General features: G+C 35.0%; 10 protein-coding genes and 1 pseudogene. 2 read left to right on the forward strand and 9 right to left on the reverse strand.

The window, feature by feature from the left end; genetic code table 11:
• Position 1: 1 nt before the first annotated feature.
• Both ACMA47_RS25055 and ACMA47_RS25060 read right to left on the reverse strand, forming a co-directional pair.
• Positions 2–847: a nucleotidyl transferase AbiEii/AbiGii toxin family protein gene (locus tag ACMA47_RS25055; RefSeq protein WP_413931986.1), complete on the reverse strand. Its 846-nt coding sequence runs from the start codon at positions 845–847 to the stop codon at positions 2–4.
• A complete protein-coding gene (locus tag ACMA47_RS25060) occupies positions 837–1814 on the reverse strand; it encodes a type IV toxin-antitoxin system AbiEi family antitoxin (RefSeq protein ID WP_413931987.1) in 978 nt (325 codons plus the stop codon). Before ACMA47_RS25060 ends, ACMA47_RS25055 begins: the two co-directional genes overlap by 11 nt.
• 759 nt (positions 1815–2573) lie before the next feature.
• Here ACMA47_RS25060 and ACMA47_RS25065 point away from each other — a divergent pair.
• Positions 2574–3728, forward strand: a complete 1155-nt coding sequence (locus ACMA47_RS25065; RefSeq protein ID WP_413931988.1) for a helix-turn-helix domain-containing protein — start codon at positions 2574–2576, stop codon at positions 3726–3728.
• Positions 3729–3816: 88 nt separating this feature from the next.
• Complete coding sequence (locus ACMA47_RS25070) at positions 3817–4359, forward strand: DUF3575 domain-containing protein (protein WP_413931989.1); 543 nt, start codon at positions 3817–3819, stop codon at positions 4357–4359.
• A 320-nt stretch (positions 4360–4679) separates the two neighbouring features.
• Here ACMA47_RS25070 and ACMA47_RS25075 read toward each other — a convergent pair whose 3' ends face one another.
• The 7 genes and pseudogenes from ACMA47_RS25075 to ACMA47_RS25105 form a co-directional block, all read right to left on the reverse strand.
• Positions 4680–5324 carry a response regulator gene (locus ACMA47_RS25075; protein ID WP_413931990.1) on the reverse strand — a complete coding sequence of 215 codons (645 nt, stop codon included), beginning with the start codon at positions 5322–5324 and terminating at the stop codon, positions 4680–4682.
• The gene (locus ACMA47_RS25080) at positions 5324–6058 is read right to left on the reverse strand and encodes a sensor histidine kinase (RefSeq protein ID WP_413931991.1); all 735 of its coding nucleotides are present in this window, start codon (positions 6056–6058) and stop codon (positions 5324–5326) included. Before ACMA47_RS25080 ends, ACMA47_RS25075 begins: the two co-directional genes overlap by 1 nt.
• Positions 6059–6705: 647 nt before the next feature.
• On the reverse strand, positions 6706–8139 hold the full coding sequence (locus ACMA47_RS25085) for a hypothetical protein (RefSeq protein WP_413931992.1): 1434 nt from the start codon (positions 8137–8139) through the stop codon (positions 6706–6708).
• Positions 8140–8149: 10 nt separating this feature from the next.
• Complete coding sequence (locus tag ACMA47_RS25090; protein ID WP_413931993.1) at positions 8150–10954, reverse strand: hypothetical protein; 2805 nt, start codon at positions 10952–10954, stop codon at positions 8150–8152.
• Positions 10955–10963: 9 nt separating this feature from the next.
• The gene (locus ACMA47_RS25095; RefSeq protein ID WP_413931994.1) at positions 10964–11764 is read right to left on the reverse strand and encodes a hypothetical protein; all 801 of its coding nucleotides are present in this window, start codon (positions 11762–11764) and stop codon (positions 10964–10966) included.
• An 80-nt stretch (positions 11765–11844) separates the two neighbouring features.
• The gene (locus ACMA47_RS25100) at positions 11845–12390 is read right to left on the reverse strand and encodes a peptidoglycan-binding protein LysM (protein WP_413931995.1); all 546 of its coding nucleotides are present in this window, start codon (positions 12388–12390) and stop codon (positions 11845–11847) included.
• 226 nt (positions 12391–12616) lie between these two features.
• Positions 12617–12790, reverse strand: a pseudogene (locus tag ACMA47_RS25105) (peptidoglycan-binding protein LysM); the annotation flags it as partial.

Consider the following 12790-nt stretch of genomic DNA (forward strand, 5'->3'; position numbering starts at 1 on the left):
ATTATTTATCTAATTTCTTTATTAAAATGGATAGGCTCTCAATCAATTCTTCAAAATGAATTACTCTATTGGTTTCCAATATTTGATTAATTAGTTCACTATCTTCAGCTTTATTGTATTGATCTTTTATTATTTTAGTAATAGCTTCTTTAGTTTTTATATTTATTTTCAGGATGTGAAATAAATCATCTCCTAAAAGTTTAGCACCGGCAGTAATTGTTGAGAAATTATCTGTTTCATATATTTCATCATATTTATCTATCGCTTTTTCTTCATAGATGTTTAGGTAATTAATGAGGATAAAACCTATATCATCAGCATCTTTATTTCCTCTTAAATATCTGTCTTTCCACGCAACTATTTTTAAAATAAATATACCTGCAAGCGATATGATATTAATTTCAAATTCTTCATCTATCTTCACAACAATTATATCATTCTTAGCTTCGGGAAATCCCAATACACTCATGGCCACTTGTTCATCCGGAGGCCAGAATATCTTATCGTCTTCTCTCATAATATTGCCAAAAGGTACTATATCGAGTTGAAATGAACCTTTGTAAATGAATCTTTGTTTTTGATTAGCATCCTTCTTAAAATTTTCCAGGACTATTATTCCTTTCTCTATTTCAGCATATTGGTTCCAGTCATTTATTGCTATAGCAATATCCAGATCATGTGTTAATCGACCGGATTTTTCATTATGAATTTCCATCACTATATCTCTGGCTGTAGCTCCTATAACAAAAAAGTGGACATCCAAATCTTTGAAGTAGTAATCCAGTTCTCGTAAGATTGGCTTCAATAGTGGATGAGACAGCTTTCTACTGTCAATCTTATAACTCATTCTCTAATATAATTTTAGCCATTTCTATATTTCGCTCAAATCCACTACTTATTAAATCTGCATATACCACCAATGGAGGAGCAGTTATTGTGTTATTATCAAACTTCCAAAACAACTCACAGATCTCTAAATTTCCATTTGGATTGGGTGCAAGTCTAAATTGTTTTGACAATTCACTTAATTCAATATTACTGTATAAAATATATTGCTCCGGCCTTAAATTCTTTGTCAGGATTGCAGCGGCAGGCTCGCCCCCCCAAACCATATTATTTTTAGCTACCTGGTCTTTTAGCAGATTAAAATCAATATGCTGCAAAAATTTCATTCGCTTTCTCAAAATCCTAGGTTTTAAAACCTCGTTATAGCCAATGACCCATCTTTCGATTAGTTCTTTCTTATTCTTGATTATCCTTTTCTGTTTGGTTCGCAAAATAAATTTAAGGTCTTCCAACTCACTAAAAATATTACTTACTGATCCTATAGATATATCGGTTTTTTCTGACAATTCACGATAAGAGCAAACTAAGTTTTCAGGCTTTGACAATAATAATAAAAGTAGTTTTAACCCTGCTTCCTGGAAAGCTCTTGATTGATCTTTGTCATATTTATCAGCCTTTTGTCCTTCAACATAAATAAAAAGACCGTTTTTTTTTATATGGGTGTTACCAGACACATCAAGGTAATTCAAATTATTGCTCTTCAGCAAATTGGCAGCACTTTTTGAAATGTATTTGGCAACAAAGAGAAGATTTGATTTTTCATTATCTGCTTGATTTACAAAAGGAGTCAATATCATTCCGATATTAGAATCTCTAATTGCTGCCTTTGCTATAATGTTAAGTCTTTGGTTATTTATACTGATTGCAGCATCATATTCTTTACGTTTACTATCCAATTCAATCATTGCATGAGTAAGGGTTTCTAGTTTAGATACCGCATCATAAATAAAGTCATTGTTTCTAATCATGTTCATTAAATTTTGCTGTTCAGTGACAATGAACATTCAAATATAATGAACATTATTATAGGTATCAAATATTTTTGGGATTATTTGTTACAAACGTAAAAGAAATTACAAAACCTGATTCTTGATTAATTCAACAACCAGAAAAGGAAGAAATAGACAGAAACTCCTTAATCATCCCGATTTTTGGTTTATAACAAAATGAGGTAAAAACCTTATAGTAGCAATGGAGGATAGTGATGTACAAGTTACAACCACATAGAAATTAAACTCATCCAAGTATACTCTGCTAATTTTCAACAAAATATATTTTAAAAATTTGTAATATCAGCAAAATATGAGTTGGGATAGAGTCCTGTCAAGTTAACTTAGTAGGAATCAAACCAAAAGAATAAAAACATAAACAACTATTTTTCAAGTACATAAATCTAAAATATTTTCGATATCATTATAAAAATAGTTTGGATAGCCTACCAGCGAGTTCACTGAAGGAGACAACTATTTGATAGTTGTCTCTTTTTTTTGCACATAAAAATCTCTATATCAAACTTTTACGACACGACACTTGTTTTTTTTCATTCACAAGAACACTTCTCTACATTTAATTCTTATAAAGTAATAAATCATATCAGTTGAGCTTACTCTCCACCCCTTAAAAAGTCATCAGCAGTTATAAAAATTCTTTTTTTTCAATTCGTACGAAAGAGCTATATTTAACCGTGGTATGCCACCATATATCTTTAAAACAACTTTTATAAAAAATTGATTTATACAACACTTTTAAATATTGCTATTTTTCAGGGAATAGTCTTAGGCGTAGTTATTTTAAAATCATCCCTGTTCAATAGCCAATCAAATAAATATTTAGCCTATTTACTATTTGCTCTTTCCTTTGTTTTATTGAATTACGTTTTTGAAATTGAAGGGGCATTTAAATCCTATCCTTTGCTAAGTTTTCTGGATTATATTGAGTGGATATTTTTACTACCCGTTTTCATCTTCCTTTTCATCATCCACCGGATTGATGATACTGTAAAAAACAGACAAAGAACTTATTTGTATTACATTCCGTTTATCTATTCCTCTACTTTTACCATTATCTACCGTCTTAATGATATTTTAGGAATTTATAAAATCACAGGTCCAGGTATTTTCATCATCAATATACTTAGACTCATTCAGCTTTTATTTGCCTTTATCATCATCCTGTTTCCACCTTTTTATTCTTATTTTATGATAAGGCACTTAAAAGACCCACAAGAGAAAAAATGGGTAATTACCTTATTAACGACTCTCTATTTATTATTATCTACCTGGTTAATTACGTATATGGTTGGTTTCTTTTTTGGAATAGACATTTCCTCTACCATGAGTGGACTGGCTTTATCGGCAACATTTATCATGCACTGGACAGCTTATATAGGCATTTACAAATATAAGCTTGCCAAAAACAAAGATGCTGTCTACAATTTTCTAAACAATGATTGGGCTATTATACATCCCAATCTGCAAATTGCAGAAAACAGTATAACGCAAGAAAATAACATTGCAGAAGAATACAGAGAATCTATAACGGCTGACAATCTTTATTTTCAAAAACTTGAGCTGCTTTGCAAAGAGCAGCAGATTTATACAGACAATACATTAAACAGAGAAAAAGTAGCTGAAAAACTCGGCATAAGTGCTGGCTATGTTTCCCAAATTGTAAATACCATAACAGGAGACAACTTCGCTAATTATATCAATCAATATCGGGTGGAAGCTGTCAAGGAAATGATATCAGATCCGGAATATGAAAACTATACTTTGTTAACAATGGGATTGGAATCCGGGTTTACTTCAAAAACAACTTTTTACAAAGCCTTTAAAAAAGTGACCGGTCAAACACCCAATGAATATAAAAATACTATCAAATAAGTACCATTTTCTCCATTTTTAAGCTTTTGAAACCCTTTCTAATTTGAATTATTTGAGTTTTGCACTTCAATAATTTAAATTAATATTTATGAAAAAAACATTTTTATTACTCATCTTTTTGTTTACTTGTCATTCTGTTGAAGCTCAAAGCAACGAAACTAATGGAGATCCATACCAGAAAAAAAATGAAATTAAACTGAATCTAATTTCTCCTTTAATGGGTGCTTTTGAAGTAGGCTATGAAAGGCTTCTCAACAAAAATTCATCATTGGGAATCTCTGCATTTAAAGTATATGACCATTCAGCAAATGATGATATGAATTACTACATTTCACCCTATTACAGATATTATTTTGGAAAAAAATATGCTTCCGGTTTTTTTGTCGAAGGATTTGGAATGTTCACTTCCATTGATGGAAAAAAAATCTACGCAGCAGACAACATAACATTTACTGAAGGTAAAGATGTATATGATCTTGCATTAGGTGCAGGTCTCGGATGGAAACTGGTTACCAGAAAAGGATTTGTTTTCGAAGCCAATGCAGCTTACGGAAAACTTATTTTCAATGCAGATAAAACAGATCACGATCAGGTTATAAAGCTTGGACTGGGTATAGGCTATCGATTTTAAAATCAAATACACCTAAAAAAGTGTTTGAAGATATACTCAAAGGTCACAAATATCTCAAAAGTACCACTTTAATACAAGTGGCACTTTTTTATTCTTGATTCCAATAGACAGATATTTAGGGAGTGGAAATTACAGGTTTTCTTGCAGCAAGATATTCCTGTGCTTTTATAGGACAAAGAAGTTCAATATCAAAAAAACTCATCAACGAGTCCGATAAACTCCAATTTCAACTACCCATTGATGTGTGATCACGGGTATCTGACTACAGCTCTGTACAAGGGAGCAGAGATTGAATCATAACCAATTTTATGATAAAATTTCTACTGATTATACAGTCTGAGAATCTCTACCAATTCGGGTATGGATCGTATTTTCAGCTTCTCAAACAACCTGATTTTGTATGTACTGATCGTTGATGAATGAAGATTCAGCTGATTAGAAATTTCTTTGAGAGGCAGACCTTCTGCAAGCTTATTGGCAATTTGCAATTCGCGGTCTGATAGTGCTTCAAAGGGAGAGTTTTTTACAGAGCCGTTTAATGATTCTAAAAGAATCGCTTCTTTTATATTCTCACTGACATATCGGCCTTTACTGAGCATCGCCGTTAAAGCAGTCTCAATTACTTCAGTAGAGCTTAGCTTGCTTAGATAGCCACCAGCACCCATTTTCAGATAACGCATTCCATACAACTCTTCATCCTGAGAAGAAAATATCAGAGTTTTTAATGCAGGTTGGTGAATTTTTATGTAATCTATTGCTTCCTGAACAGTACCATTAGGCATATTAACGTCCATAATGGCCAGATCAAATTCTTCTTTCAGAATTAAGTTGTACAGCGATTTATAATCCTCTACTTCTGAAATGATGGCATCGGGTCTGAATCGTTTAATTGTCTGTATCAAACCCATTCGGACGATACCATGATCGTCTGCTACAACAATGCGAATGTTTACTTTTAAACCCATTACTCTATAAATTTACGTAAAAAAAGGGAAACCGTGGTGCCTTTATTTTCAGCGGAAATGATTTGGATGTTTCCATTAAGCAAGGATATAAAATTTTTTACAATTTTCAAACTTAATCCCACTCCTTTCTCGCCCGCAGTTCCCAGAAATATGGGATTGCCATAAGTGTAGATCCCAGGTAAATACTTTTCATTGATTCCTGTTCCGGAATCAATTATAGAAAGCACAATCTGATCATTTTCTGTAATTTCCTGTAAATAAATATCTTGACCCGACAATGAGTATTTTACGGCATTGTTGAAAATTTTGTCTAAAACATATTCCAGCAACATGCGATCGCTTGTAAGAAATGCATTATGATCTCCTTTAAAATAAAACTTAATGTTTTTTTCTTTTAATTGAGCAGCGTATTTTTCTTCCAAATAGTGAAAAAGATCCATCACCATGATTTTAACGGGTTTAATCTTAAATTCCCCGTATTGTGTTTTTAGCCAGGCAATGGTGTCCTGAATTGTTTGCAGATTCTTCTGGGCATCCCGTTTTACCTGCGGCAACAACTTAAAAAAATCTTCCTCACTTAGCGTATTTTGCTCCAGCTCTTCTGTAAGCCACACAAAGGTTCCAAACAGTTCTTTTGAGTCATGAGACAAAATCGAGATCAATCCGTTCTTGAAATTGATTTCGTTTTCCAGTCTTTCGATTTTTAATTGGAGTTCGTTGATAAAATCATTCATAAATTAAGTATCACGGTTTTAGAAGCTGTTTGAATTATTTTTTTTGAAAGAAGGCAGAAGGGGTTATATTGCTTCAATGCAACTAAAAACACATGGTTCAGACCTTTCTTCCAGAAGGTAGCAAGTTAAAAAAAATATCATATTATTTTAAAAAAAATCAAATGGGATTTACCTGAAATAATTCAGGTCCTGTTTTATTTCACAAAAACGGCTGTGTCAGATTCCAGGAGGATTTTGACTCTGGCAGACTGTTTAGCGGTATTATCGAAAATAGAAAAAAGGTGAAATATAGAACAGTATCAACAGATTACTGATTGCAAACAGCTGAATGATGCAAGATAAAAATGGCAGCCTGAAGTGGCAATCATTGATAGCCAGACTACCAAAATACATCTACAGATATTGAAAATATAGGAGTTTGATGAAGGAAAAATCATCAAAGTAAGAAAATGTATCTATGGAAATACTTCAGGAAATCTTTTGGACAGTTTTATTTTTTCCCGCCAATTGCATGATGAAACCACAGCCATAAACTGTTGTCACAAAATGCACTCAGAAAACGAATGATTGGAAGGCATACAGCTTATTTATGCCGATGGAGGAATTTTCCATCAGCAAATAAGAATGTTCATTTTCAAAAAGTATTACTAAATTGCCGTAAAGCTATAGTAAACATTGATAGAGTAAGTGGTATTTTCCTTTCCTACCAAACTTTGGGCACCCGTAGGCGATATGGTGTACTTTACGTTCAATCCACGGTCCAAAACCGGTGCTCCGTTAAAGAGTATTTTTTGAGGAGTTTTGGATAAGGGAACATTTACAGAACTCCCATCGATGCCTATTTGTAAAATATTTGAATTGATGTTCGTCTGTAAACCGCCTTTCTTGAAATAATTTTCGTCCGATTTTACATAGAGCTCAAAATTTTCATTATTGGACAACATGATTTGGTTGGGAATCATTTGTGACTGACCGTCGGTGTAATGGGCAGCGGTATTAAAATTGAAGTTTACATTGCGTCCGGAACTGGGGATGGTGATCTCCGACAGAGGAAGCACCTTTAACTGAACAGACGTATTTTGCAAACTGTTAATGGAGTTATCCGTACTGCTGGCATTGAAGTTCAAATCAAACGTATAAGTTCCGGCTTCAAAAAAGAAGTTTTTAAAATCTTCCGCAGACACATACAGTTGCGGAATGAAGTTGTTTCTGTTTCCTGCTACAACACTGAAATTAGCAGGAGAAAAATTCTGAAAATCGGAAGATAAGGCTTTGGTCGTGAGTGAAGATCCGTTACTACCCAATTTAATGCTTGCTATATTTCTGGTTCCCGGAACCCCTTTAGAAGACGTGAACTGAATGTTTGTGGCAGCAGCTTTCGCCCAAAAATTAAAATCAACTGTATTTGCGATTTCCGTACTCCCCAAATCCCACACCCGCGTACTTGTACTGCGGTAGTCATTCAAAGAAGAGATTTCTATGTATTTTGTTAAAGAGTTTGCAACCCATTTTATAGCTGAAGGAATGACTAAAATTGTTTTAAAATTACGTGGTGTGAAGTCATTATAATTCTGAGTTATATCCATGGAGTAATTCCCGGCCCGGAAAGCATTGGCACTAAATTGTGAGGCAGGAATTTTAAATGTAAAATTGATATTTCCCCGGTTGAATCCTCCTCCCAGACTGATGGATGGCGGTTCAAACCATCTTATAGCACTTGTACTGAACGACTGAAAACCTGGCAAATAACCTGAAAATCCGGTAGAAGGCATCTGTCCTCCCATACTTTCCAACTGCCACAGAAGCGCGGAACCTGGTAAAGTGAGTGAGGAAGAAGAGTGCGTAAAATTTGGCCCGGAAACAGAGGTAAATGTAGGAGCTGTCGGGAGTAATCCCAAAAAGGCATAATCCCAGTTGGTTCTGTTGGCGTTCGTCATTACTCTTGTAGGTACTGAAGTAAATTCGCTCCTGTTAAAAATATTATTTTCAGGAACTGACAGGTAAACATCCTGAGCTTTCGTGGCTGTAGACCCACACAATACGGTAAAAATTCCTATTAGAAAAGACCTCATCTTTTTCATACTTTTAAATTTAAAACTTTTTCACCTTAATGGTGGTGTCTTTCTTCTTATATTCAAAAACCACTGTTTTTGAGTACCCTTCTTTTGTTACCTGAATAGTTTGGTTAGGTTGTGTATAGCTGTATTTATCATTTTCAATATAGAGAGTGTATTTTCCATCTTTCAGGAAAAATTCAAACTCATTTTTTTGGTTAACCACGGCAGTATAGATCATCCCCTCTTCACTTTTTGCATATACCACTATTCCGGTTACATCCGTTTCCAAAACATCGTAGGCCTGTCTGATCTCTGTTAATTTTCCACTTACCCTGATATTTTTTACCAAGCCTACTTTACGGTTAATATTGGCATGCACCATAATGACAGGATCCATCATCAGTCGGGCACCTGCACTTTCGTTCATTTTCAGAGTGTAAGTACCTTCAGGCACATTCTGAAAAACTACTTTTCCATTCTTATCTGTTATCGCTACATAATTGTCCAGTTTTACAATTTCATTAGCAAGTACCGATTCGCCGGATTCCAGAAGTCCATTAAAATTTTTATCTTCAAAGAACTGGAAAGCCACTTTATAATTTCCAAGAGCTGTTGCTGTGGTAAAATATTTTTTAATTCCCACTCTGAACTGGTAATAACTTCCACTGGTTGCATATTCAGCCGTAGATTTATAACCGGAAAGATTAAAATACCCTGTGGTGGACCAGGAAGGTGAAATCTTATATTCCAGATTACCGGTTATATTGCTGTTTAAATTTTTATAAAGTTCCGAATAGAAGGTCCCGGCTGAAAAAGATCCCGTCAGATTATGATTAAACATCTGGAAATTATAGGAAGCATAAACATTATAGTTGGCGAAATTACGGTTTCCATCATAATAAGAATTTAAATCAAAGACACTGATTGCGTTCCATTGGGCTGTTCCATTGAGGGAGAATGATTTATATCTGTAAGATAAAGTCGTTTTCAAACTGTTGAACCATTCTGGATTATCATTCTCTTTTGAATAAGAATATTCCGCTGTCAGGTTCAATCCGTGGGCACCTAATGTAGTACTGATGTTGGCTTCCAACCGGTAAGAAAAAAGCTCCTGCGATGAGTAAAAATTAGCTGTTTTTTGTTTTTCAACCTTTGGATAAAGTAAGAAATTCCACTTTTTTAAAGAAAACTGATACCCTAGTCCCAAAGCTTCCGTACTGTTGAAATAATAACGCAAATTAGAAGTATTCCCAGGTTGGATGGGTTCACTCTGGAAACTCAGGAACTCTGGTTCTATCTGCGAATTCTGATATTGTATAAAAGCACGCTGAGCAGCAGAAAATTGGCGGCCGATCCGTTGATTTGAGAAAAAAGATCCTCTTTTGATCCCTGCATAACTTTTGGTGGCAAAGGAATTGAAAGATTGTATATCCCATTTCCCTATTTTCCCCTCGTAATTGGCTCCCATGGAAGCTCCTGTGTTTTCATCTTTGTTCGAAAGACCTTTTTCATTACTCAGTCCCAGCTCCGTGCGGATGACGTGTTTTTCGTTAATTAACAATGATGTTACCGCGTTCGCTACCTGTGTATCTACGTTAAAGCGCGGATCATGATCAAATAGATAGGATACTTTTCCATTGAAAGATTTAGCATTTCCAAAAGCATATTTTGCACCTGCCATAGTAGATCCTTCTGTTTGCTGGAAATAAGTACCGTACAGATTATAATTACTTTCCAGCGCAAGAACTTCAATCTGATTATTGTTACCAAATTTGGTAGAAACTTTCCCTCCTCTTCCGAAAACCGGATAGTCGTAATCGCTGCTATTAACATTTCCCAAGCGTAAAACCGTATTTTTTCTCTCCAGCTCCAGCCAGGTATCATACACGTTATAAAGGCCGTCTTCAAAATAGTAATCTGCACCGATATTGAAGCGTGATTTTAAATTCTCAGTCACCCGGAATGCTGTGTTTCCCCTCAATTGAAGAAAATTGAAACCTGAACTGTTTTCATTATAGCTCATTTCCGCAAAGTTACTTCCGCTCACCCCTTCGTTTCCACGGGCAATTTGTCTGTTGTGCGATAAAATAACCAGGTAAAGTGTGTTGCTTCCCACAATTTTATTATCAAGCAGATCTGTGACGATTGCATTAATATTAAATTCCGGATAAAGTGTATTCTGTTTTCTGACTGCAATTTTAATCTCAACGGTTTGTTTTTCTAACCCTTCCAGAGATAAGGTTTGCTGTTTGGGTAAAATTTCCAAGCCATCAGGAATTGACTGCAAATCAATCTTAACGGTGCGTTTACTATACCCTTGGTTTTCTACAGTCAGCAGAATTGAGGATTGAGGTAAAGCAGGGTTAATGAAATTTTCGTAGGTCGCCGTATAAATCGCAATGTTCTTGTTCTCGGCTTTAGCGACAAAGAACGAGGCGCTTTCAGTTTTGGAGACCGTTGGCGTGGCATACGAAACCTGGAATTGGATCTTATTGGATTTCAGTTTCATAAAATCCACGTTGGCGATCAGTTTCACAGGAAGATTTTTAGACTGACCAGCGCCTAAGGTAAAGTCATTTTTGGGATAGAAAAGCAATCCCGGATATTGTTCCTGAGGGATGATATTCTGAATCATAATCTCTTCAGAACTTTTATTCTCAATAACCAGAAAATTAGTAAAAGTAGAACCCTTCTCAACAGTTACACTGTCATTTTCAAAATGGATTTGTATATCCTTTTTTTCCTGTGCAAAGGCCCACGAAAAGTGCAGAAGAACAAATACAAAAAATAAGATTGTTCTTCTTAATACTGATACTGATATTCCATTCTGTGGTTTCAAAGCTTAATTTTAAAATTTAAAGTTTTTTTCTCCTACGCGTAAATCATTGGAATCTGCCATTTTGACGATAACCACGCCAAGAAAGTTCCCTGAAATGTTTTCTGGTAAAGAAAACTGAACAACCTGATTGGTATCCGGAAACATGGAGACGGAAATTGCGGGTAATTTTATTTCCTTACCACTGTCTGTATTAGTAAGTTCAAACTCAACGGTAGCATCATTGATGGTATTTCCATCATTATGGATGCTTACTGCGACTTTTCTATTCGCAGCATTCTCACTGCTCACTTCTGAAATATTGGTGATATCCAAACTTTTCACATGGTTTCCCGGTGGGGTGTAAAAGATGTGAAGTCCCACCTCAAATAAAGTGATAATACCAATACCATTCTGAATACGTGCCTTATCTGCCTGCTGAGGAAGCTGTGTAAAAAACAGCATGCTGTTTGTAACGGCAGACTGTGATGCGTTTGCCGGAATCTGCATGGTTACTACGATCTCCTTTGTACTTTTCGCAGGAACTGTTACAGTGTTTTCTAAAGTAGATACCCAAGAGGCATTGGAAGTTTTTGAACTGCCTGCTTCAAGATAAACCTTATTTCCGTCTTCTTCTCTAGCCCAATCTTTATAGTTGAGATTAAAAACATAATCCTTATCCGAGCTGTTTTGAAGCGTGACTGTCTTTGTTACTTTTTCTCCTGGATTACCTGTGAAAAACAAGCGTGTAGGCGACATAGAGATACTTTGTGCCAGAAGTGAAGAAGACCCTGTAAGGATAAAGAAAATGAAAAGGTGAATAAACTTGTGCATGGTGTAAATAGTTTAATAATAAAGATTCTCAAAACTACTGAAAACGTAGCAAAATAAGCCTTTACAAACTAAAAATTTTATTATAAAGCAGTCGCGGTATAAGTTACTGTTTGTGTATAAGTTCCAGCTGGTTTACCTAAAATATCAGATGATGATGATTTTGCTGCTGGGATGATGTAGTCCAAATTCAGTGTTAAGGCACTTCCTAGTGGTGCATTTGCAACTAAGGTTTTTTCTCCTGGAGATAAAACCACATCATTTTTTGTTCCGCCCATTGTTCCGGCAGCTGTTGCTGCTTTGATTGTCAAAACATCTACAGGAATTGAGTTTAAACCATTGACGAAATTTGGGCCTCCTGCTTTTACTTTAACATTAAAATTCTTTGTGGAAGTAATTTTCAAAGAGTTGGCTTTAGTAATCGTTTGATCAGAGTTATAATCTGCCGCAGTAACGTAGTTAAAGGCAACTGTCCCCCCAATAGCAGTACTTCCTGCGTCGATAGAGATTACATCGTTCAGAATAATATTTACAGCTGTGGTTGCTGTAGTATTTTGAGCTTGAACATTGCTAGTTCCAAATATGATGGCTCCAAAAGTTAAGGCTGTGATTACGATTTGTTTTTTCATGATGGTAATATTTTATTGTTATTTTTTACTTAATTGTTATCTTTTGTATAGTGCAAATTTATAGTGGTGCTAAAAGTTTCTTTGTAGTGGAAGAAGGAAGTATATGTAGTAAAATCACTACAAGGTTTATTCATATAATAAATAGAAAAACCCTCAGTACTTTCCAAGTATTGAGGGCATGTATATTGATGTGTTTTTTTTATTATAAAATTGATGTGTTTTTTTATTATAAAGCAGTCGCAGTGTAAGTTACGGTTTGCGTATAAGTTCCCGCTGGTTTACCTAAAATATCAGAAGATGATGATTTTGCTGCTGGAATAGTATAGTCCAGATTCAGTGTTAAGGCACTTCCAAGAGGAGCATTGGTAACTAAATTCTGATCCGTTGCAGATAAAACTAC

It is taken from the genome of Chryseobacterium sp. T20, assembly GCF_047345655.1.
GTDB lineage: Bacteria > Bacteroidota > Bacteroidia > Flavobacteriales > Weeksellaceae > Chryseobacterium.

Bases quoted from the DNA above. Each gene is read 5' to 3' on its own strand.
- ACMA47_RS25055 (WP_413931986.1), bottom strand. From the start codon at position 847: ATGAGTTATAAGATTGACAGTAGAAAGCTGTCTCATCCACTATTGAAG.
- ACMA47_RS25060 (WP_413931987.1), bottom strand. From the start codon at position 1,814: ATGATTAGAAACAATGACTTTATTTATGATGCGGTATCTAAACTAGAA.
- ACMA47_RS25070 (WP_413931989.1), top strand. From the start codon at position 3,817: ATGAAAAAAACATTTTTATTACTCATCTTTTTGTTTACTTGTCATTCT.
- ACMA47_RS25075 (WP_413931990.1), bottom strand. From the start codon at position 5,324: ATGGGTTTAAAAGTAAACATTCGCATTGTTGTAGCAGACGATCATGGT.
- ACMA47_RS25080 (WP_413931991.1), bottom strand. From the start codon at position 6,058: ATGAATGATTTTATCAACGAACTCCAATTAAAAATCGAAAGACTGGAA.
- ACMA47_RS25085 (WP_413931992.1), bottom strand. From the start codon at position 8,139: ATGAAAAAGATGAGGTCTTTTCTAATAGGAATTTTTACCGTATTGTGT.
- ACMA47_RS25095 (WP_413931994.1), bottom strand. From the start codon at position 11,764: ATGCACAAGTTTATTCACCTTTTCATTTTCTTTATCCTTACAGGGTCT.
- ACMA47_RS25100 (WP_413931995.1), bottom strand. From the start codon at position 12,390: ATGAAAAAACAAATCGTAATCACAGCCTTAACTTTTGGAGCCATCATA.